Here is a 21,718-nt window from a genome sequence, read left to right on the forward strand (position 1 = left end):
AAGTGTGCTTTTCAGCACACCCCAACATTCAGTATAGAACCGTTTTTGTACTGATTATCAGGGATAGTGGCTGTTGGGCCGGATTTGGGTCTGGTCCCAGGGTGTTGGGCCTGATTCGTGGCTGTCAGACCTGGTCCTTGGCCATCTGGCCGAAGTTTTGCTGTCTTATGGAAGATGGTCTGATTGAATCATACAGGAATTGGGGGGATAGAACAAACATTCGATTGCGGTCTATACTTTCTAATGGCAATCTGATATAATGAATGAAGTGTATACGGTTATGAATATTTCATGGTGCCAGGTATACGGAGAAAGATTAAGAAGGCGATTGCAGAGGACGGGATAGTCCTGTTTGTGGGGACAGGCATATCCACGTGGTCCGGTATTCCCGGATGGGGCTGCCAGATATGTATTCTTTGTACGGATAAGGATGAAACGATTGTAAAATATTCAGCATTGAATGATAGTAAACAGATTTTTGCCTCAAAATATATGACGGTATTGCCTACTGAGGTAGAATTGGCATATGAACTTGAGAAAAATCAAGGCATGCTTATGGATAATGTATATCGGACAAAAGAGTAGGAAATTCATTATAAAATTTTATAGGGATGCTATTTTGTACTGTTCAGTAATAAATAATATTGTTTTATCAGCAGCTAAATTCTGAAATTCGAAAGTACGCCTATTAGGCAGCTGCCTGAACACCTGATTTCAAAGATTTTACGAATTTCTGCCTAATAGACGTACTTTTTATTGGATTAGCAAGGAGGTAAAAACACATTATGGAGTTCAAATTACACTCAGAATATCAGCCCACCGGCGACCAGCCGCAGGCAATTGAGGCCCTTGTCAAAGGCTTCAGGGAAGGCAATCAATTCGAGACTTTACTAGGGGTCACAGGGTCTGGCAAGACCTTCACCATGGCGAATGTAATCCAGCAATTACAGAAGCCAACCCTCATAATAGCCCATAACAAAACCCTGGCCGCCCAGCTCTACAGTGAGTTCAAGGAGTTCTTCCCGGAGAACGCCGTAGAGTACTTCGTGTCTTACTACGACTACTACCAACCAGAGGCTTACGTTCCGTCCACTGACACCTATATTGAGAAGGATTCATCCATCAATGATGAGATTGACAAGCTGCGCCATTCGGCAACAGCGGCCCTGTCAGAGCGGGAGGATGTGATTATTGTGGCGTCCGTGTCCTGTATCTATGGACTGGGCAGTCCCATTGACTATAAGGAGATGGTAATATCGCTGCGCCCGGGAATGACCAGGGACAGGGATGAAATCATCCACAAACTGATTGATATCCAGTATGACCGCAATGACATGGACTTTAAGCGTGGTACGTTCCGGGTAAGGGGGGATGTGCTGGAGGTATTTCCTGCATATTCGGACAGCGCGGCTTACAGGATAGAATTTTTTGGGGATGAGGTTGACCGGATAACGGAGATTGATACCCTGACCGGCGAAATCAAAGCCCAGCTAGGGCATATTGCCATTTTCCCGGCATCCCACTATGTGGTACCAAAAGAGAAGATGATGGAGGCAACTGAGAATATCCTGGCTGAACTGAAAGAACAGGTCGCATTTTTCAAAAGCGAGGACAAGCTGCTGGAAGCACAGAGGATTTCGGAGAGGACTAATTTCGATGTGGAGATGATGCGGGAGACTGGTTTTTGCTCTGGTATTGAGAACTATTCACGCCACCTGACAGGCGGGCTTCCCGGTGAGCCGCCTTGTACGCTGATTGATTACTTTCCGGAGGATTTCCTGATTATCGTGGATGAGTCCCATATTACGCTTCCTCAGGTCAGGGGCATGTATGCCGGGGACCGGTCCAGGAAATCAACATTGGTGGATTATGGTTTCAGGCTTCCGTCCGCGTTGGATAACAGACCCCTTAATTTTTCTGAGTTTGAGGAGAAAATCAACCAGATGATGTTTGTATCCGCTACCCCGTCCGTATATGAACGTGATCATGAGCTGATGCGTGTGGAACAGATCATCCGTCCTACCGGGCTTTTGGATCCGGAAGTCACCGTCCGCCCGGTGGAGGGCCAGATTGATGACCTGATTTCTGAAGTGAACAAGGAAGTGGCAAACCATCATAAGGTGCTGATTACCACATTGACAAAGCGGATGGCAGAGGACCTTACGGATTACATGCGGGAGGTGGGAATCCGGGTTAAATACCTGCACTCGGATATTGATACGCTGGAACGGGCCCAGATCATACGTGATATGCGTCTGGATGTGTTTGACGTGCTTGTGGGCATTAACCTTTTAAGGGAGGGACTGGATATTCCTGAGATTACCCTTGTGGCAATCCTGGATGCGGATAAAGAGGGCTTCCTGCGTTCAGAGACTTCCCTGATCCAGACAATTGGCCGTGCGGCCAGAAACTCAGAAGGACATGTAATCATGTACGCGGATAAGATGACTGACTCCATGCGTGTGGCCATCGGGGAGACCAACCGGCGCAGGCAGATCCAGCAGACATACAACGAGGAGCATGGAATTACGCCCACAACCATTAAAAAGGCGGTCCGGGACCTGATTGCCATATCAAAAGCAGTGGCGGATAATGATGAGAAGTTAAAAAAGGATCCGGAATCCATGGATGAGAAGGAACTTAATAAACTGGTTAAGGAGTTGGAAAAGAAAATGCGCCAGGCCGCAGTGGAACTTAACTTTGAGGAGGCTGCAAGGCTTCGTGACCGTATGATAGAAATTAAAAAAATACTTATAGATATGGAATAGTTTGTAACTTGTCCTTTCCACTTTGATTGTGTTTGAAAAATGTAATATTCTTTTAAGGATTATTAAATTGTACAATATCATTTGCTTTATTATAATAAAGATAAGCAATTGGTAGAAAATTCATATAATGGTGGATAGGAGGAGTTGTTATGAGAAAAAAGAAAGGCATATGCTTAATGCTGGCAGTTGTCATGGCAATCAGCACCGGATTTACCGCCTTGGCGGCAGATACGAAGATTGATACGGTGAAGCTTACATTTTCATATGACAAGGCACCTGCAAGCGGGGACGACATAGGCAATATCAAGGTAAAGGCAGACAGCAGTGAATTTTATGTGGAATCAGCAGAATATACGAATTCAGATGACCAGGATACCTGGACCGTGGGGGATGTACCGGAGGTGAAGATTGAACTGTCAGCCAAGGATGGCTACCGCTTTTCTTACACATCCAAGAGCCATTTTAAATTTACAGGATGTAATGCCGAGTTTAAGAAAGCCAAGATTTATGACAGCGGCGCGTATATAGAGGTATATGCGGAGCTGAAGCGTATTGGCGGCAAGCTGGAAGGCGCAACGGATCTGGACTGGGAAGACACCGCGGCTGTGTGGGAGGAGATTGAAGGAGCCAAAAGTTATGATGTAAAGCTTCTCAGGAATGACAAGACAGTGACAACTGTAAGCACAACCAGAACATCCTATGATTTTGCAGGATATTTTAACAGGGAAGGTGATTATACCTTCCGGGTAAGGGCAATATCACGGTATAACAGTAAGGCTGGTGAGTGGTCTGAGGATTCCGGTTCCTTTTATGTGGACGAGGATGATCTTGGACGGTACGGCGGCAGCGGACGTTGGGTCCAGGACCAGAAGGGGTGGTGGTATGCCTTTGATACCGGCGGGTATCCCTCATCCTGCTGGAAGCAGATTAACGGAGCCTGGTATTATTTTAACAACTCAGGTTATATATTAACAGGCTGGCAGCGTCTGGACGGGGATTGGTATTATCTGAATCCCAGCGGCGCCATGACAACGGGCTGGCAGGCCATCAATGGTCAGTGGTATTATATGAACAGCAGCGGCGTGATGCAGACCGGCTGGCAGGCAGTGAACGGAAGATGGTACTATATGAACAGCAGCGGCGCCATGCAGACCGGCTGGCAGAGGCTGAACGGACAGTGGTATTATCTGGATCCCAGCGGTGCCATGCTTACGGGCTGGCAGGCCATTAACGGGAAGTGGTACTATCTTGGAAGCAATGGTGTGATGTATGCCAATACGACAACGCCGGACGGCCGGTATGTGGATGGGTCGGGAGCTTTGCAATGAGTTATTATAATCACAGACGTATTTAGAGGTTGACGAGAGGAAAAGGACTAAATCTAACAAAGTTTATTTGTTAGGTTTAGTCTTTTTATACAATGTAAAAAAATAGAAATATGATTAATTCCCCGCTCCCTTGCCAACAAGGCAAGAAAGGTTGTTTCTACTCCATTGGAAATAGAAAAGAGGGCGCCTAACAAGCCAAGAGGTATAAGAGAGATGAGGGATTCAAAAAATACCTTATGGTTTAAGGAATCAACCGGAGGGGGTTGGCCAGCGGCCAGCATAAGATTTAATCCGGATGTGGTGTATCTGGTCAGCAGGGGGATGAGTGCATAAAAAATGGAGATACAGACAGAGCAGAACAAGAGGATATTGTAGCTGGGAGACTAGAGGGCCGTTTGCTTCATGGTGCTTTCTCCTTTATAGAAAGTCTTTATGGATTTGAAAGAGCCGCGCAAAATGATATGATACCTCCTAAGTAGATAAGGTAAATAACCAAAATCTACTTGGGAGTTGTTTTGCGGCGGCTCTTTCGTTTGTCTGGTTGATTATGAATCTGTAACAATTCAGAACTGTTACATCTATTCTTCTAACCCTATGGGTTCAAAGAAGCCTTCAAGGCATTCTAATGCCGGCAGAAGCTTGGAAACGCCGCAGGTAAAGAAGATAATGCGGATTACTTCAAATACCTCATCTACCGTTGCGCCGTTTTCCAGTGCCAGTTTGGCGTGCACCTTTGTGGTGGTGGCTGTTTGGGTAGCCATACCGATGGCCATTACAATCAGCTCGCGGTATTTTTTCGGAATATCCACATCCCGCTTGTTACAGTTTAAGTACTGTTGTAAAAATGCGTTGACCAGGTTGGGGTCGTTGCCCATGACCTGGTGGGAGTTTAGCAGGGAGCCGCCTCTGGCTTCCTTCAGTTCTTTTAAAACCTCCTGGGAACGGAGGAGCTTTTCAGGGTTTTGCTGCTTCATTCAAATGCCTCCTGTGGATGATAGATTGTATTTGGCCCGGAGAAACTCCGGTGCGTGGGTTGGGAAAAGCGCGTAGGTGAGTACATCTTCCTCGGTGCGGGCCAAAGTACCGGCTTCCAATCTGGCGGTTTCAAAGCCGGGGGCAAGCATGTCGGCCGGCTTCTTAGTGCTGGGCGTCTCACCGCCTAATGCGGCGGACAGAAGCTCTGGGGCAACCGGGCCGGGAGGCATGCCATACATGCCGCGGCAGTAGTCTTTCATTTCATTGCTGACCATCATATATCGTTTGCCTGTCAGTACATTGGTGGTTGCCTGTGCTCCGCACATCTGGCTGGATGGGGTGGCAAGAGGGGGATATCCCATGTCAGCCCTTACCCTGGTCACTTCTTCAAGAACTTCGGGAAGGCGGTCATACAGTTTCATGGCAGTGAGCTGGCTTTCCAGGTTGGAGAGCATGCCGCCGGGAATTTGATGCTCCAGGCAGCCCACGTCCACGCCGATGAGTTTTGTCTCAAACTGGGCGTATTTTTTCCGCAACGCAAGGAATCCATCGTTGATGGCCTTAAACTGGGCCACGTCAATGTGGGAATCCCGGCTGGTTCCTTTTAACGCAGCTACAAAGCTTTCAATGGGCGGATGGGCCGGTCCCATGGACATGGAGGATACGCATACATCCAGGCCGTCCACGCCCGCACGGATGGCTTCCCAGTAGGCCATCTCGGCCATGCCCCCGGTACAGTGGCAGTGGAGATGGATGGGCACATGAAGCTCTGCTTTCAGGGCTTTGATCAGGTCATAGGCAGCAGCCGGTGTCATAAGTCCGGCCATGTCCTCCACATGGAGAAGGGAAACTCCCATCTTTTCCTGTTCCTTTCCATTTTCCACGAACTTTTCAATGGTATGGAATGGGCTTATATTGTATTGGATGGAACCTTCAATCTTTTTACCAGCCTTTTTCACGGCTTTGAAAGCGGATTCGCAGTTTCGCAGATCCTGGAGCGCGTCAAAAATCAGGAATACATCAATGCCGGCTTCTGCCGCTTTTTCTACAAATTTCTCCACGATATCATCTGGATAAGCTTTGTAGCCTACCAGGTTCTGGCCTCTTAGGACCATCTTGAGAGGGGTGTTCTTTACATATTTCTTGAATTCGCGGATGCGGTCCCAGGGATCTTCCTTCAGAAAACGGACCGCCACATCAAAGGTGGCTCCGCCCCACATTTCCATACTGTCATATCCCACCTGGTCCATGGCGCTTAACAGAGGAACCATGTCCGCGGTTGTCATTCTGGTGGCAAACAGGGACTGCTGTCCATCGCGGAATTCCACGCTGTTAAATTTTACCGGTGTTCCGGCTCCTGCAAAGTCGGAAGCGGAATGGCCGGAGGGGAGGGATGCTTTTTTGTTCCAAAACACGGATTCACGTCCTTTCGATTTAGTTTAGTAGGGTTTGCTAAAACGTTAAACTAAATCGTTAAAATAAGAATAATATAGGATTGGTGAATTGTCAAGAGAGAATTTAAAAAGTAGATCCGATGAAAAAGAGCCTGGGGTATGCCAGGCCCTAGGAATGACTATCCTTTGATTTAACACTGAAATGTGTCCCGCAATACTACCTCCGGCTCAATCAGTGTGTGGACAGGTGTAGTGAGGGTGACGGAGAGGGCCTGGATGACCAGGCGGATGGCGCCTTCCATTACTTCTTTGTTGGGCATGGAGATGACGCTTACCGGGGGGATGGAGTACCTGGTGGCTTCCGGGTCCAGGAACCCGATGGCCAGAAGCTCGGCGTCACGGGGAAGGATAAGGCCGTGGCGGTGGAAGGAGTAAAGGGCGCCAAGGGCCATGGAATCGGAGTCGCAGAATACGGCCCTGGGACGGGCGGGCAGGCTGCAGTAGGTGTCGGCTCCCTGGACTCCGCCTTCCATGGTGTTTTCTGCACGGATGATGTGGGTGGCGTCTATGGTAATCCCAATCTGGGCGCACGCGTTCAGGAATGCCTGGGTGCGAAGACCTGTGGCCAGGTAGGGGCGCCTGGAGGTCAGGACTGCGGCTTCAGTGTAGCCCTTTTGCCGGAACAGGCGGGCGGCCAGAAGTCCCATCTCTTTGGTGTCTACGGATACCGTGGAGTATTTTTCGGAGGAACGGTTCATCAGGACCAGAGGAATCTGGGGCTTCAAGGTCTCAAGATAGGCGATGTCCCGGGAGGATGCGCCGCCTATGATGACCGCGTGGTAGCTGTTTTTTATGATGCCGTCGGAATGTTTCTCCAGGGCATTGTTTTCATAGGTCTGTACCACAAGCTCACAGTCGAAGTCCAGCTTGCGTATGATTTCCTGAAAGCTGGACAGGAATGAAGCCAGGATGTTGGTCCGGTAATCCATGGGCCAGTAAAAGGCAATGATGGGCCGCAGCCTGTCGTTGGAGCGCAGACGCCTGGCACTGAGATTGGGCTGGTAGCCCAGGGTATTCATGGCTTCCATGACCCGGTCGCATGTCAGGGGCGAGATGCGCCGTTCCTCTGCTTTTCCATTGAGAATCAGGGAAACAGTGGTGGGAGAGACATGGGCGTAATTAGCCACATCCTTAATCGTTACCATGAGCTGCACTTCCTTTCCGGTTTCGTTAACGTGATTTAGTCTGTATCTATCATACGGAGTGACAGAGGATTTGTCAAGGATTGGGAAATAACGAGAGGGGGAGAGCGGTGAGGATGGAGGATTAAAATAAAGAAGTATAAAGAAAAATAGGGAGAAACGGGGCTGTGGGAGGACGAAAAAGAATCACAAAAAAAGAGGCGGTGGATTTTGCATTTATTATGAAAGCATGAGAATGAAAAAATAAAATATGCACAAATATAAAAAGAATAAATTGTGAGAATAATACAAAATGAAAAGTGGGTATTGACATCTGCTAAAACGTAAAACTATAATAAAGATAAGCTAAAACGTTAAACTAACACGATAAACCAGTCATTAAGTACAAAATAATTAATACTAAATAATACTAATTGATGCAGACACAAACCAGAAGTTACAGCCGTTAACTGAAACACACAATCATTTGTCTTAGAAGAAAGGAAGAAGTGGATTATGAGCAAAATCATGAAGACCATGGACGGAAACGAAGCAGCCGCATATGCTTCCTATGCATTTACGGAGGTAGCGGCCATTTATCCAATCACACCTTCATCTCCAATGGCGGAGCATGTGGACGCGTGGGCGGCCCATGGAAAGAAAAATATATTTGGGACACCGGTCAAGCTGGTGGAAATGCAGTCAGAGGCGGGGGCAATCTCAGCCGTGCACGGTGCGCTGGATGCAGGTGTTCTGGCATCCTCCTACACGGCTTCCCAGGGACTGATGCTGATGATTCCCACTATGTTCCGTATCGCGGGGCAGCTGAAACCGGGTGTGGTCCATGTGGCAAGCAGGAATGTGGCTACAAGCGCAATCTCCATTTTTGCGGAGCACTCCGACGTTATGGCCTGCCGTCCCACGGGATTTGCCATGATGGCAAGCTCCACGGTACAGGAAGCCATGGACCTGGGGGCGGTGTCCCATCTGGCAGCGATTAAGGGGCATGTTCCATTTCTCCACTATTTTGACGGATTCAGGACCAGCCATGAAATCCAGAAGGTGGAATGTCTGGATTATGAGGAGCTGGCAAAGCTGGTAGACCAGAAGGAGTTAAAAAAGTTCCGCGATAACGCGCTGAACCCGGAAAGCCCGGTACTGCGCACCACAGGGCAGAACCCGGATACATATTTTCAGCAGAGGGAAGCGGCGAATCCTTACTATGAAGCCCTTCCGGATGTGGTGGAATCCTGCATGGATCAAATTAATGAGATTACAGGCAGAAACTATAAGCTGTTTAACTACTACGGAAGTCCTGAAGCAGAGACAGTCCTGGTGGGTATGGGCAGCGTGACGGGAACCATCCAGGAGACCATTGACTACCTGGTAGCCCAGGGGAAGAAGGTGGGGTATCTGGAGGTTCATTTGTTCCGTCCCTTCAGCCCGAAGCATTTCTTCCATGAACTGCCTGATACCGTGAAGAAGATTACGGTCCTTGACAGGGATAAGGAAGCCGGAGCCGTGGGCGAGCCGCTGTTTGAGGAAATCTGCAGCGTGCTTCAGGATTCGGGAAGCCCCATCAAGGCCTATGCGTGCCGCTTCGGCCTTGCCAGCAAGGACACCACACCGGCCCAGATAGTGGCCATGTATGAGAACATGGGAGCAAAGGAGCCAAGAAATCATTACACCATCGGTATTGTGGATGATGTGACCCACCACTCCATTCCTTACGGCCAGGAGCTGGATATCATCCCAAAGGGCACGGTCAGCTGTAAATTCTGGGGACTTGGCTCGGACGGGACCGTGGGCGCCAATAAGAATACCATCAAAATCATCGGTGACCACACGGATATGTATGTACAAGCCTACTTTGAGTATGACGGAAAAAAGTCGGGCGGCGTGACCAAGAGCCATCTGCGCTTCGGCCATTCACCCATCCGCAGCTCCTACCTGGTGAACAAGGCGGATTTTGTGGCCTGCCATAACCAGGCGTACATTGACAAATATGACATTGTATCGGATCTGAAGGAAGGCGGGAACCTGCTGATTGCATGTGACTGGAAGGAGGAGGATTTGGACCGCCATCTTCCCGCATACATGAGAAAAGCCATAGCGGATAAAAAAATCAACCTTTATATCATCGACTCCGTTCAGATTGCCGCAGGCCTGGGACTGGGCAGCCGTACAAATACCGTGCTCCAGTCGGCATTTTTCAAAATCGCGGATATTATCCCGGCAGAGGATGCATCCCGGTACATGAAGGAAGCCATCCTTAAGTCCTACGGTAAAAAGGGCGATGCTATTGTAAATATGAACTACGCTGCGGTGGACGCCGGGGTGGAACATCTGGTGAAGGTAAATGTTCCTGCGTCCTGGTCGGATCTTAACACGCAGGAGGCTTCAGACAGCAGGGAGAAACCGAAGTTCATCACCAGGATATTGGAACCGGTAAACAGTATGAAGGGTGATTCCATTCCGGTATCTGCATTTTATGAGGACCACGCAGATGGAACCATGCCCCAGGGAACTTCCAAATATGAGAAACGGGGGATTGCGGTCAAGGTGCCGTCCTGGAATCCGGACAAATGCATCCAGTGCAACCAGTGTGCCTATGTGTGTCCCCACGCAGTAATCCGTCCCCTGCTTCTGACAAAGGAGGAGACAGCGGGCGGGCCGGAAGGATTAAAGACAGCAAAGACCATGGGAAAGGGCGCGGATGGATTGCTGTTCCACATGGCAATATCCGTTTTGGACTGCTCGGGCTGCGCAAGCTGTGCCAATGTCTGCCCGGCTAAGGAAAAAGCCCTTACCATGGTATTGCTGGAAGAGGAGCTGGAGGAGGCCAAGGTATGGGATTACACGGAAGCACTGCCGGAAATCCGAAATCCATTCGGTACATCCAATGTAAAGGGCAGCCAGTTTGAACAGCCCCTTCTGGAATTCTCCGGCGCATGCGCAGGCTGCGGCGAGACGCCTTATGCCAAGCTGGTTACACAGCTGTACGGCGACAGGATGTATATCGCCACCGCTACAGGATGCAGCCAGGTATGGGCCACCAGCTTCCCAAGCTTCCCCTATACCACCAATAAGAAAGGACAGGGACCTGCGGTGGGCGGTTCACTGTTTGAGAATAATGCGGAATTTGGAATGGGTATCTGCCTTGGGGCGGACCAGCAGAGGAACAGCCTTTGCCTGCGGGTTGAGGAGATTGCTGCACAGTCTGATGACCAGTTATTAAAATCAGCGGCAGCGGACTGGCTGGCACATTTTGATGACAAGGAGGCAACTAAGGCTGTAAGCGAAACATTGAAGGCAGCGCTTTACAATTATACAGGCACCATCGTAGCGGAGCAGGTGGGATTTGCACGGGAAAATGTAAAACACCTTGTGAAGAAGTCTGTGTGGATGTTTGGCGGCGACGGCTGGGCATATGATATCGGCTACGGCGGCCTGGATCATGTACTGGCTTCCGGCGCGGACGTGAATGTGATGGTATTTGATACAGAGGTGTATTCCAATACGGGCGGCCAGGCGTCCAAGGCAACTCCGACAGGAGCCGTGGCACAGTTTGCCGCCGCGGGCAAGCGCACCAAGAAGAAAGACCTGGGTATGATGGCCATGAGCTACGGCGACGTGTACGTGGCCCAGGTGGCCATGGGCGCCAGCCAGGCACAGCTGTTAAAGGCAGTGAAGGAGGCCGAGAGCTACAACGGTCCGTCCCTGATTATCGCATATGCGCCCTGTATCAACCACGGACTGCGCTGCGGCATGGCAAAGGTGCAGGATGAAATCAAACGCGCGGTGGAAGCCGGCTACTGGCACCTTTACAGATATAATCCCATGCTGGCGGAGGAAGGCAAAAATCCATTCCAGTTAGACAGTAAGGAGCCGGAGGGCGGCTACAGGGAATTCCTGCGGGGCGAGGTCCGCTATTCTTCACTGGAGCGTACCTTCCCGGATGCGGCAGACGCCCTTTACAGGAAATCAGAGGCAGATGCAAAGGCCAGATATCAGGTATACAAAGGGCTGGCGTCCAAATAATCCAGGGAGAGAACGCAATGGATGACAACAGGATCTACACCATAGCTGTCATTCCCGGGGACGGTATTGGACCTGAGATTACCAGGGAAACGGTGCTGACCCTTAAACGGGCAGGGGAGGTGTTCGGCCAAAGCTTCCGGTTTGAGGAGGTGACGGCCGGTACCCAGGCCCTGAGACAGGGACGCTGTCCCATGCCGCCGGAGAGCCTCACAGCCTGCCGCCAGGCGGATGGGATACTCATGGGAAAGCTGGCCGTGGGAAGGCGCCCGGACCTGGACTTTAAAGACCGGCCGGAGAGCATTCTTGGACTGCTGCGCACAGAGCTTTCCCTGCGAAGCGATATACGTCCCTGCTTTTTTTCGGATGCACTTCGGGGGCTGTGTCCCTTAAAAGAGGAAATCCGCAAAAAAGGAATGGATATCCTGATCATACGGGATATTGCGGGAGGGATGTTTACCACGGAAGGTAAAAGCTCTAATCTGTGCAATGTAAGGGCTGCCTGGGACACGGAGGGCTATGACGAGGTACTGATCCGGGATTCGGCCAGACTGGCATTTGAACTTGCAGGGACCAGAAGAAAGAAGGTTACAAGCCTGGATAAGGCCATCCTTCTGTCCAGCAGTGCCTTATGGCGTCAGGTGATGGAGGAAACCCACAGGGATTATCCCCATATAGAACTGGAACACATGCTGGTGGACCACGGGGCCTTTGAACTGATCAGTTCGCCGGATGCCTTTGACGTGATTGTGGCCTCCAATGTGTTTGGGGACATTATCGCGGACGAGGCAGCAGGACTCACAGGCGCGGGCGAGTTCCTTCCGGCGGGCAGTCTGAATGCCGGAAAAAGGGGAATCTACTGTCCAAACCAGCTTCATCAGGTCCACGAAGAACTGGCCGGTACGGGGAAAGCCAATCCCATGGGAATGATTCTGGCTGGCGCCATGATGCTTGAATATTCCTTCGGCCTTTGCCGGGAAGCGGAATGTGTAAGAAAGGCGGTGTACCGCGTGATGGAACATGGAATCGGAGGACGCCCCTGCTGGTCGGGCCGGGAACAGACCGCTGCAACAGAGCAGATTGGGGAAGCGGTCAGGGCGTGTCTATAAAATCATATGAGGTGACAGGATAATGGAAAAAAGAATGATAGAAAAGCTTCTGGGCGCGGCACAAGGCGAGATTGCCACCGTTTCCCCGGATATGGTACTGGTTACCAATGGGTTTTCCCACGGGGTAACGGAACATGTTTCCCGGGTATCGGAGCCGGAAAAGGTACTGGTGATGTATGACCACAACGTGCCGTCCGGTTCACCGGAGGACGCCAGGATATTTGGGGAAATCCTGACATTTTCGAAAGAATACGGTACCCGTTTCCTTCAGGCAAAGGGAACCGGGCTGCAGTACCTTCTTAAGGAGGAAGTAAAACCCGGCCAGATTGTGGTTACCGGTTCCAGGCACAGCTCTGTGTTAGGCGCTGTGGGAGCCTTGGGAATCGGCGTCAGCAACACGGAGCTGGCCAGGGTGCTGGAGACGGGAAAATACCATGTGGAAGTGCCGGAAACACTGGGCGTACAGGTGAAAGGCAGCTTGGGGACGGATTGCGGCATTGTGGACGCGGCCCTTTGCTTCTTAAAGGAGAGAAATGGTATCCAGGGCAAAGCCATTGAATTTATAGGCGGGAATCTGACCAGCCACGAAAAGGCCGTGCTGTGCCATATGGCCTGCGGCACAGGCGCATACACCGCATTCTGGACCGAAGAAGGGCAGGCGGGCTGTTGTCTGGACCTGGATCAGACGGTTCCCATGCTGAGAATGCCGTGCAGTGATAAAAATTCCCAGATTAAGGCGGGATTTCAGCCAGCTTCCATCCTGGCCGGCTGTAAGATCCATGGAGGCCAGATTGGCGGATGCAATGGAGGAACCATAGAGGACCTGAGAAAAGCAGCCGCGATGACAGAGGGAAAGAAGCTGAAACTGGGCTTCAGGCTTACGGTCTGTCCGGCTGCCAGCGCGGATTACATACAGGCCATGGAGGAAGGAATCATCACCAGATTCATTGATTTCGGGGCACAGATCAGCGCGGCCGGAGACCATAGCGTGGTACCACAGGGAGCGGGCGCCATGGGACCGGGAGAAACGCTTTTAACGACCGGGCTGTATACCTTTGCAGGATCTATGGGATGTGAGGATGCGCGGGTCATGACGGCATCGGTGGAAACAATCATGGCGGCAGCGTCTGACACAGAAAAAGCATCTGGCAAGGCAGCAAAATCAACATCCGGCATGGAATCACAGGAGGGGAAGGATAATGGAAACAGTATTTAAAGGTAAAATATGGAAGTTTGGGGACGATATTGACACGGATACCATTATTCCCGGCAAACGAGGCACCATTCCTACCATTGAAGAGATGAAAAAATATGCCTTTGAGCTATTAAAGCCGGAGTTTGGTTCTACCGTACAGCCGGGCGACATTTTGGTGGCGGGGCGCAATTTCGGATGCGGTTCTTCCAGGGAACAGGCTGCCACCGTGCTGTCCGGGAACGGTGTGCGCTGCATTATTGCGAAGAGTTTTGCCAGGATATTTTTCCGCAACGCCTTTAACAGCGGAATCCTTCTGATCCAGTGCGATGGTATCCAGGATTTCTGTCAGGGCGGGGATATGGTTACCGTGGAAGTGGGGAAATGCGTCCGCGTCAACGGAAAGGAGTTTCCGGTGGGAAAGGTGCCGGAGAACCTTCTGGCTATTGTGGAGCACGGCGGACTGATTGAGGATACCAAGATGCGGATTGCCGCTGGTATCCCCAAGTCGGGGCACACGGAGCTGGATGATGTGGGGAGGCGCAAAACAGGCTACACCCTGGTGGAAAAGCTTCTTAAGAAAAATGCGGGGCTGGACCATGTGCAGCCAGGTGATATTGTGATTACCCATCCCGATATGTTTATGATCCATGACATTTACACTCCGTATCTTTTGGACACGCTGGAGAAAATGGGAGCTGGATGTATCGACGACCCGGATAAGGTGACTATTATCTTTGACCACTGTATGCCAACAGCAGTGGCTAAAAACGACTATGCGCACTATAACGCAGGTATCGCCCTGGCAGAGAAATACGGCATTAAAAAGCTCCATATCGGAGAAGGCATCTGCCACAGCATCATGCATGAGGAGCGGTATGCAAGGCCGGGCGATATCGCCACCGCCACGGACAGCCACACCACCACCTACGGAGGCGCGGGCAACTTCTGCTCCGGAATCGGAACGGCCGAGATGGCCGCGGCCCTGATTACGGGAGAACTGTGGTTCAAAGTGCCGGAAGCCATCAAAATCGTGCTGAACGGACATCTTCAGGACGGGGTGCTGTCCAAGGATGTCATCCTTAAAATCCTGGGCGATATCCGGGCGGACGGCGGCCAGTACAAGAGCCTGGAATTTACCGGTCCTGCCGCAAGGGAAATGAGCATGATGGCTAGGTTTACGGTTGCCAACATGGCCTTGGAGGCCGGTGCAAAATGCGGCCTGTTCGAGGCGGATGAAAAGACGGCGGAATATTATGATATGCCGTTAAATGAGATTGACTGGGTAAAGGTGGATGAGGACGCGGTTTATGAAAAGGTACTGGTATATGATGTAAGCGGACTGGAACCGCAGCTTTCCTGTCCACAGGGGGTGGACAATGTGCATCCTGTCAGTGAAATCCTGGGTACAAAGATGGATGAGGTTTATATCGGAAGCTGTACCAACGGCTCCCTGGAAGACATGAGGATTGCGGCAGAAATCATGAAGGGAAAGAAAGTGCCGGAGGACCTGCGGGTAATCGTGGTGCCGGCTACCAACAAGGTATTTAAGGATGCCATTGCGGCGGGATATATTAAGACCTTTATCGAAGCAGGTTGTGTAATCAGCCATCCGTGCTGCGGGCTGTGCTGTGGAATGCCTTATGGACTTATGTATGATGACGAGCGTATCCTGTCCACTGCAAACCGCAATTTTATTGGCAGACAGGGAACGAAAAAGACTCTGAGCTATCTGTCCAGCCCGGCCGTGGCGGCCGCCACGGCGCTGACCGGGGTTGTGACAGACCCGAGGCATGTGATGATAAAGGATTTTGAACAGTTAAAAGAAATGCTGAAAAACAAACCGGTAAAGCGGACCGTGGCAGTGGTGGCTGCCCACGATGAGCACACTCTGGAGGCGGTTTCCAGAGCCGCAAAGGATGGTATGATAAGCCCGGTCCTGATTGGTAACGAAGATGAGATACGGCGGCTGATGAAGAAACTGGATTTTGATGCGTCGCTGGCGGAAATCATATCCATGGATGACCCGGTGGAATGTGCCAGAAAAGCGGTGGAACTTGCAAAGGCAGGCAAGGCTGACTGTATCATGAAGGGAAAACTGGAGACAGGTACCCTCATGAAGGTGCTGGTCAATAAGGAAAACGGTATCCGCAAAAATGATGTCATGAGTCTGCTGGCCTTTATGGAAAGCCCTCATTACCATAAGGTGTTTGCAATCACGGACGTGGGGCTTCTGACCTACCCAACCCAGGAGCAGAAGAAAGCAGCCATTGAAAACGCGGTGGAGGCATTTCACAGCTTGGGCGTGATGGAACCCAAGGTGGCGGTGATTGCGGCCGTGGAAAAGGTGAACCCAAAGATGAAGGAAACCGTGGAAGCGGACGCCATCAAAGCGGAAGGGGTGAACGGATGCGTCATAGAAGGCCCCATCAGCTACGATCTGGCCATGGATTCCGGGTCAGCGGCTATCAAGGGCTATGAAAGTCCGGTTGCAGGGGATGCAGACCTTCTGGTGATGCCTGATATTGTCAGTGGGAATGTGGCGGCCAAGACCATAACCTGCATCGGCGGCGGACGCACGGGAGGAACCGTGCTGGGCGCCATGGTACCGGTACTTCTGGTGTCCCGGTCGGCTTCCGCGGATGACAAGTACATGTCCATTGTAATCTCAGCCTTGATTGGAACCGGGCAGCAGGTAAGTCCATGAAAGATAAGATAAAATCAGGAGGTAAATAAGAGCATGGTCCCATATAAAATATTTGCAATCAACCCGGGTTCCACATCCACCAAAATCGCGCTGTTCGAAGGCAATCAACCCGTATTTTCCAGCAATGTTGCCCACGATGCCGAGGTGTTAAAGCAGTACAGGGAAATCAGCGACCAGTTTGACTACAGGAAGGAAACCATTCTGGAAGAAGTGGAAAAGGCCGGTGTCAGCCTGGAAGGCGTGGATGCATTTTCCGCCAGGGGCGGCGGTCTGGTGAGCGTGGAGGGCGGCGTATATGTTGTCAATGATAAACTCCTGGAACATGCCAGGGCCGGATTCTCGGTCAAGCACCCGGCCATGCTGGGAGCACAGCTGGCAGATGCATTTTCAAAGACATACGGTGGAAACGCATACGTGGTGAACCCTCCGGATGTGGATGAATTCAGTGACCTGGCCAGAGTGACCGGATGGAAGGGAGTCTATCGTGAAAGCCGGATCCATGCCCTGAACCAGAAGGAAATCGGCATCCGTTATGCGGCATCCAGGGGAAATAAGTATGAGGAAATGAATCTGATCATCTGTCACATCGGAGGCGGTATTTCCGTGACAGCCCACCAAAAGGGGAAGATGGTGGATTCCAATGATATTGCCCAGGGTGACGGACCCATGGCCCCTACCAGATGCGGCGCCATCCCGGTGAAGGAAGTGATGAAGGCCTGCTTTACCGGAAACTGTACCGAAAAGGAATTGTATGAGAAGATTACCAAATCAGGCGGACTGGTAGATCATCTGGGGACTTCCGATGCAAGGGAGGTCCGTGGTATGATGGAACAGGGAAATGCATATGCAAAGCTGGTATATGACGCCATGATTTACCAGATTGGAAAATGTGCGGGTTCCATGGCAGCCGTGCTGGAGGGAGATGTGGACGGTATTATCTTTACAGGAGGCATTTCCCATGACGGATACCTGGTGGAAAAGCTTACCGGAATGCTGCGCTTTATCGCTCCGGTCACGGTGATGGCAGGGGAGTTTGAAATGGAAGCCCTGGCCTCGGGCGCCCTGCGCGTGCTGAACCGGGAGGAAACAGCCAAGGAATACACGGGAATCCCGGTTTGGAACGGATTCAATGAGCAGTGACATTTGAAGTTATAACAGAGATAAAATAATCTCTTGATGGAGGGACAACAATGAGCGAAAAAAAGCGCATAAAATTTAATGTATGTGGTCTGAACCTGAAGTATTTCCTGCCATTTTTTATTGTGGTCATGGTGGTCACCTACGGCGGGTTCATGCCAACGGTAAAGATTTATTCCAATGACGCGGGAACCTATATGGCCACCAGCTTTATCCATACCTGGGCGTTCCTGATGGCAATCGGCGGAATCTTTTTCTGGCTGGGGAATACGATTCCCATTGTCAATAATTATCTGGGTGGTGCCTGTCTGCTTCCGCTGTTCGGCGCGTCCCTGATGAACTACATGGGCCTGATTCCGGAGGTGCTGGTGAACGGCGCCAAGGTCTGGATGAAGGGCGGATTCCAGGATATGTACATTGCACTGCTTCTGGTGGGCTCCATCCTTGTGATGGACAGAAAGGTGCTCTTAAGCGCCACGGCGCGGTATATGCCGGCGATACTGGGAAGCCAGGTATTTGCCCTGGGCGCCTGCATCATCGGAGGGATGATTACCGGCTTTGGCGGGGCAGAGGGTCTGTTTTATGTGGGCGCTCCCTGTATGTCCGGCGGCTCCGGCGGGGCCATCACTACGCTTCCTGCCCTTTATACCAGCCTTGCAGGCTCGGATATGACAGGCCTGGCGGGACAGTTTTTGTGCTACGCTTCCATCGCCAACGTGCTGGCTGTACTATTTGCAGCTATCGGCGGTGCAATCACGGAGAAGATTCCGGGCTGGAACGGCCGCGGCAAAATACTCCGGGTGGAATCAGGGACAGCAGAGGAGGCGATGAAGGAAGAAAAGCGTCCTGGAACCAGCGCCAACTATGCAAGCCTTGGGAGCGGGATTTTTATGTCCCTGTGCTTTTATCTGGCTGGCAATGTGCTGGGAAGCCTTCCGGTGTTCAACAATATTGCAGGTCTGGCATGGACCATTATTCTTGCCATCATCGTAAAATGTACCGGTATTATTCCGGACGAATTTGCTGACAACTGTGTGTATTCCATGAATTTTGCGCTGAAGGCCCTGCTTCCCATGCTGATTGCAGGCATTGGAATCTGTTCCCTGAACATTACGGACCTGACTAAGTTCTTCAGTCTGGGCGTACTGGTAGTAATTGTGCTGGGGGTGCTGGGCGCATTTATCGGCGCCATGATTTTTGGCCGCCTGGCAGGGCTGTACCCATACGAGGCAGGCATCACGGCCGGCCTGTGCTGCTGCAACATCGGCGGTTCCGGTGATATCGCGGTACTGACAGCTGGAAACCGTATGAACCTGCTGGCATTTGCATCCATCTCCACGCGGATTGGCGGCGCTCTTATGGTAATATGGATTGGTTTGCTGTATCCGCTATTTATGCATTAGATTAATATTAAAAGAGATATGGATGGCAGATGGAGATAGGATATAGAGATAGAAGATACAGATAAAAGATACAGAAAGGGCGCTGCGGCCGTCCGGTTTGACAGCCGGGCGGATGCGGCGCTCTTTTGTACGGCAGCTTATATATAATCTGAATAGAAATCGCGGGAGGATTATTTAATATGGAGAAATGTTGACGGGGTTTTATGCCACCCCATGGAGCTGGAGGAGATTAAGCAGTGTGATTATCTTTTGTTAAGCCACATACATATAGACCATGCGGCGGATGTGGCAAGGATTCAGGAGAAATTTCCGGATGTTGTCATATTTGTGGGAGATTTGTCTGCGGACCCGCTTTGTGAGTGGCTGAATATTAACTGCGCCCGCATCTGCAGGGTGAGAAGCGGCGAGGTATATGAGTTTGACGATTTGTTGGTGGAGGTGTTTGCCGGCCGTCACACCGAGTCGCCGCGGGGCTATTACAGAGGTGCTAAGAAGTTCCGGAATCAGGACGGCAGCGTCAGCCTTTCAGACTGGTTCGGCAATCTGGAGCTGAACAATTACCGTCTGACGCTGTGCGACGGAACCAGGATCATGGTCTGGGCCGGCATGACATCCCAGGACCAGAAGAACCGTCTGCGCGGTGTGCGCTCGGATATTGCCCTGATGCACGTCAGCCCCAAACAGGATTTTGACCAGTTTGCCCGTCTGGTGGAGGCAATGGGGATAAGAATCGTAATCCCGCATCATTATGATTTCACAGAAGGGTTTTTTAAGATGATGCCCGAGGCCATGAAGGATATGAGCAGGGAGAACCAGGAGCATTTTATTGAAAACGGAGCATTCCGGATGGATTGGTATATGGATGCGCTGGGAAAAGCGGTGCAGGAACAATGCCCGGCAACGGATCTGATGATGCTGGAACACCACAGGTGGTATTCCTTTGGTTTTGGGGTCTTATGATGGAGGCGGAAAAGATGACAAAGATGTCAAGAGCAATCATGCCATCCATGGCGAATTTCAGGGGAATCCTGTTTGGAGGCATACTGATGGAATGGATGGACGAGGTTGCGGGCATTACGGCTAAACGGTTTGCAGGATGCGAGGTCGCCACGGTGGCGGTGGAGCAGATACGGTTCCTAAAGCCGGTTCCCGTGGGGGCCTTTGTGGATGTGGCCGGGGAGGTTATAAAGGTGGGCAACACATCCCTTCAGATAAAAATCTGTGTGGTGATGGATTCCCAGGAGGAAGCGGAGGGGGTGCTGGCGGCAGATGCTTTATTTGTTTATGTGGCCCTGGACGCAGAGGGAAAACCGGGAAAGGTGGGTAATACATCTGTTCTGGGCGGTTCCTGCCCGGATTCAGGTATTTAAAAACTCTTCCTCAGCGTAACCCCGGCCTCCGCCATCACATGGACCGGGGTATCATTATTTGTCCGGATCTGTTCCATCAAAATAGTGATGACTCCGTTCATGATTTCATGGATGGGCATATTGATGGTACTCAAAGGCGGATAGGAAAATTCACTGTACTCGGAATCCATCATTGCGATGGCCAGCATCTCCAGATCCTCAGGTATACGGATACCCTGCTCATGGAACACGCCAAGGGCGCCAAGGGCCATGTAGTCCGATTCGAAAAAGACCATCTTTGGCGGCTGATGCAGGGAACAGTAGGCCCGGGCGGCCAGAGCGCCGCCCGCCATGGTGTTAGGGGCCTGGATGATATGATCCTGGCTGATCCGGATCCCAAGCCCGGCACATGCCTCCAAGAACGCCCTGGTTCTAAGGCCGCTGGCCAGGAACGGGTTGTCCACCCCTATAAGGACCGCGGAGTCATGCCCCTTCTTATGAATCAGCCTGGCGGCGCATGTGCCGATTTTGGACTGGTCCGTGGATACGGTGGAAAAACGGCCGGAGGAACGATTGATGAGTACAACCGGCATCCGGGGCGAAATGGACTCCAGGTATTCAATATCCCTGACAGAGGCAGCGCCCACGATGATGCCGCTGTAGCTGTTCTGTATGATGGCGGTGGCATCCTCCTTAAGACGGTCATTTTCAAATGTCTGAATCACCAGCTCACAGTCAAATCCCTGTTTTCTGGCTTCCATCCGGAACACGTTGAGAAATACGGCCAGGATGGAGACACGGGTGTCCAGCGGCCAGTAAAGGGCAATCACAGGACGGGCAGTGCCGCTGTTTCGAAGCCGTCTGGCGCTTAGATTGGGCTTGTAGTCCAATTCCTTCATGGCGTCCGTTACCCGCTTTATGGTTGCCTCGGTAATCCGGCGCTCTTTGGCCTTTCCGTTGAGAATCAGGGATACCGTGGTTGCGGACACATTGGCAAGTTCTGCTATATCTTTAATCGTTGTCATCTGATCACATCCAAATCATTATTGTATCCTATTATCATAGGAACTTTTTGGCAATATGTCAAATGATTTGTGGGAGAGAGGGAACCGCCCCTGATTTTAGGGATTATAATCT

General features: G+C 51.2%; 14 protein-coding genes. 10 read left to right on the top strand and 4 right to left on the bottom strand.

Annotation, left to right across the window (positions count from 1 at the left end; all coding sequences use genetic code 11):
- Positions 1–785: 785 nt before the first annotated feature.
- Complete coding sequence (uvrB, locus tag DWX59_RS27625; RefSeq protein WP_117563363.1) at positions 786–2,768, top strand: excinuclease ABC subunit UvrB; 1,983 nt, start codon at positions 786–788, stop codon at positions 2,766–2,768.
- A 149-nt stretch (positions 2,769–2,917) separates the two neighbouring features.
- Positions 2,918–4,096 carry a cell wall-binding repeat-containing protein gene (locus tag DWX59_RS27630; RefSeq protein WP_117563364.1) on the top strand — a complete coding sequence of 393 codons (1,179 nt, stop codon included), beginning with the start codon at positions 2,918–2,920 and terminating at the stop codon, positions 4,094–4,096.
- 578 nt (positions 4,097–4,674) lie between these two features.
- Here the strand turns inward: DWX59_RS27630 and DWX59_RS27635 are convergent.
- The 3 genes from DWX59_RS27635 to DWX59_RS27645 all read right to left on the bottom strand — a co-directional run bounded on the left by DWX59_RS27635 (position 4,675) and on the right by DWX59_RS27645 (position 7,670).
- The gene (locus DWX59_RS27635; protein WP_117563365.1) at positions 4,675–5,070 is read right to left on the bottom strand and encodes a carboxymuconolactone decarboxylase family protein; all 396 of its coding nucleotides are present in this window, start codon (positions 5,068–5,070) and stop codon (positions 4,675–4,677) included.
- Positions 5,071–6,486 carry a pyruvate carboxylase subunit B gene (locus DWX59_RS27640; RefSeq protein WP_117563366.1) on the bottom strand — a complete coding sequence of 472 codons (1,416 nt, stop codon included), beginning with the start codon at positions 6,484–6,486 and terminating at the stop codon, positions 5,071–5,073.
- A gap of 170 nt (positions 6,487–6,656) precedes the next feature.
- Entirely contained in the window at positions 6,657–7,670 is a 1,014-nt protein-coding gene (locus tag DWX59_RS27645; protein ID WP_166460319.1) for a LacI family DNA-binding transcriptional regulator, read from the bottom strand.
- A gap of 492 nt (positions 7,671–8,162) precedes the next feature.
- Between DWX59_RS27645 and nifJ the strand changes: the two genes are divergently transcribed.
- The 8 genes from nifJ (at position 8,163) to DWX59_RS27685 (ending at position 20,602) form a co-directional block, all read left to right on the top strand.
- Positions 8,163–11,687 carry a pyruvate:ferredoxin (flavodoxin) oxidoreductase gene (gene nifJ, locus DWX59_RS27650; RefSeq protein ID WP_117563368.1) on the top strand — a complete coding sequence of 1,175 codons (3,525 nt, stop codon included), beginning with the start codon at positions 8,163–8,165 and terminating at the stop codon, positions 11,685–11,687.
- 17 nt (positions 11,688–11,704) lie between these two features.
- Positions 11,705–12,793: an isocitrate/isopropylmalate family dehydrogenase gene (locus DWX59_RS27655; protein ID WP_117563369.1), complete on the top strand. Its 1,089-nt coding sequence runs from the start codon at positions 11,705–11,707 to the stop codon at positions 12,791–12,793.
- A gap of 22 nt (positions 12,794–12,815) precedes the next feature.
- On the top strand, positions 12,816–14,009 hold the full coding sequence (locus tag DWX59_RS27660; RefSeq protein ID WP_117563370.1) for an aconitase family protein: 1,194 nt from the start codon (positions 12,816–12,818) through the stop codon (positions 14,007–14,009).
- Positions 13,993–16,692 (top strand): aconitase/3-isopropylmalate dehydratase large subunit family protein, encoded by a 2,700-nt coding sequence (locus tag DWX59_RS30200; protein WP_117563371.1) that lies wholly within the window; start codon positions 13,993–13,995, stop codon positions 16,690–16,692. Before DWX59_RS27660 ends, DWX59_RS30200 begins: the two co-directional genes overlap by 17 nt.
- A 33-nt stretch (positions 16,693–16,725) precedes the next feature.
- The gene (buk, locus tag DWX59_RS27670; protein ID WP_117563372.1) at positions 16,726–17,832 is read left to right on the top strand and encodes a butyrate kinase; all 1,107 of its coding nucleotides are present in this window, start codon (positions 16,726–16,728) and stop codon (positions 17,830–17,832) included.
- A gap of 50 nt (positions 17,833–17,882) precedes the next feature.
- Positions 17,883–19,232, top strand: a complete 1,350-nt coding sequence (locus DWX59_RS27675) for a 2-hydroxycarboxylate transporter family protein (protein WP_117563373.1) — start codon at positions 17,883–17,885, stop codon at positions 19,230–19,232.
- Between the two features lie 213 nt (positions 19,233–19,445).
- A complete protein-coding gene (locus DWX59_RS27680; RefSeq protein WP_117563374.1) occupies positions 19,446–20,192 on the top strand; it encodes an MBL fold metallo-hydrolase in 747 nt (248 codons plus the stop codon).
- A 14-nt stretch (positions 20,193–20,206) separates the two neighbouring features.
- A complete protein-coding gene (locus tag DWX59_RS27685) occupies positions 20,207–20,602 on the top strand; it encodes an acyl-CoA thioesterase (protein WP_207660470.1) in 396 nt (131 codons plus the stop codon).
- Here the strand turns inward: DWX59_RS27685 and DWX59_RS27690 are convergent.
- Entirely contained in the window at positions 20,599–21,606 is a 1,008-nt protein-coding gene (locus tag DWX59_RS27690) for a LacI family DNA-binding transcriptional regulator (RefSeq protein WP_117563376.1), read from the bottom strand. The two genes, DWX59_RS27685 and DWX59_RS27690, sit on opposite strands and share 4 nt — an antisense overlap.
- Positions 21,607–21,718 lie beyond the last annotated feature (112 nt).

It is taken from the genome of Enterocloster aldenensis, assembly GCF_003434055.1.
GTDB lineage: Bacteria > Bacillota > Clostridia > Lachnospirales > Lachnospiraceae > Enterocloster > Enterocloster aldenensis.